The sequence below is a fragment of the Caulobacter sp. 17J65-9 genome (assembly GCF_010975005.1).
Taxonomy (GTDB): Bacteria; Pseudomonadota; Alphaproteobacteria; order Caulobacterales; family Caulobacteraceae; genus 17J80-11.
This window is the reverse complement of sequence record NZ_JAAIVC010000299.1, coordinates 1-1,280: the sequence shown is the minus strand read 5'-3', so window position 1 is coordinate 1,280 and position 1,280 is coordinate 1. Positions and strand designations below refer to the sequence as shown.

Genomic DNA, 1,280 nt, shown 5'->3' with positions numbered 1-1,280 from the left:
CCCAGGCCTACGCAGACGCGGCGGCGCCCGGGGAGCGCAAGTCGGCTCGGGCGGCGGCCCTGGCGGCCGCGCAGGCCGGCGACCTCAAAGCCGCGGTGAAGGCCGCCGGCGGCGGCACGCACAGAACGCTGGCGCGGCGGCTGATCGGGCGGATCGACGTGCTGACCGGCGCGCGCGCACGACTGCCGGACGCGGCTGCCGACAGGGAGATCTACTGGATGATCCGCCTGCTGGGCCGGCTCGGCGGGGAGCTGTCCTTGTCCCAACCACGCTGGGTCGGCCGGTGGGCGCTGGACTGGTCGGACGCCCACTTCGAACGGGCGAAGCGGGAATGGCGCGATGTTGATCAGGCCGGCGCGGAACGGGCGTGGACGCCGATCCGGGCGGCGGCCGTCGAGATCGCCGCGGCGGCGGTCGCCGGCCTGCCGCGTCCGAAATCACCGTTGCGGGCTGTGACCCGCGGGTTCGCGGGTCTTCGCGACCTGGTGGAGGGCAAGCAGACGTCCGAGGACCTGCGCCGTTGGCGGGCCGTCGTTCTGGCCGGGCGCGCGGGCGTGCGCCAGGCGGCGGCGCGGGCGCGGGAGGCCGCGCGGGAGACGAGAACCGAAGCCGCGATAAGCGCCGCCCAACGCGCGGTCGACGCCGCCGGCTGGGCCGCCTGGGCGACCGAGCTGTCGCAAGGCGGCCAGCACCTGATCCACGCGACCTTGGGCGCCGACCTCGCCCGCGAGCAGGCGCGCGCCGAAGCGGCCGTCCGGCTGATCGACGTGCTGGTCCGGGCGATGGACGAGGCGGCCGGCTCACCTCCCGCCGCGCCCGCGCCGAGCCCGCCCACGCTCGAGGAGATCGAGGTCGCCGAGGAAGAGCGCGAGGCGCGCGAGCACCGGCCGTTCGCGCGCGAATGCGCGAACCCGGGGCCGGACCCGACCCGCGAGCAGCGCGTCGCCCTGGCCGAGCGCCTGGTGGCGAACGGCGCGGTCGTCGCGGCGACGCGCCGGCCGGCCTTCCCGCTGAAGACCGAGGAGTGGTGGTGTCCGCTGGCCGTGTTCGGCTGGGACATCTACGACGAGAACCTCTGCCCGGACGACCTCATGCCCGACTGGCTGGCCGACCTGGCCATGAAGCTGGGCGAAGGCTTGGGCGAAGACGGGCAGGCCGAGCTTTGCGCCGGCCTCGCCGCGCGCGCCCGCGCCTGGCCGGCCCTGGACGACGCCGCCTGGGAGCGGATCGAGCTCGACGTGCTGGACGCCGCGGTGGCCCACGCCCAGGCCGCCGCGGAC

General features: G+C 76.4%; 1 pseudogene. It reads left to right on the top strand.

The features are described 5' to 3' along the window. Positions 1 to 1,280: pseudogene (locus G3573_RS21495) on the top strand (hypothetical protein); the annotation flags it as partial.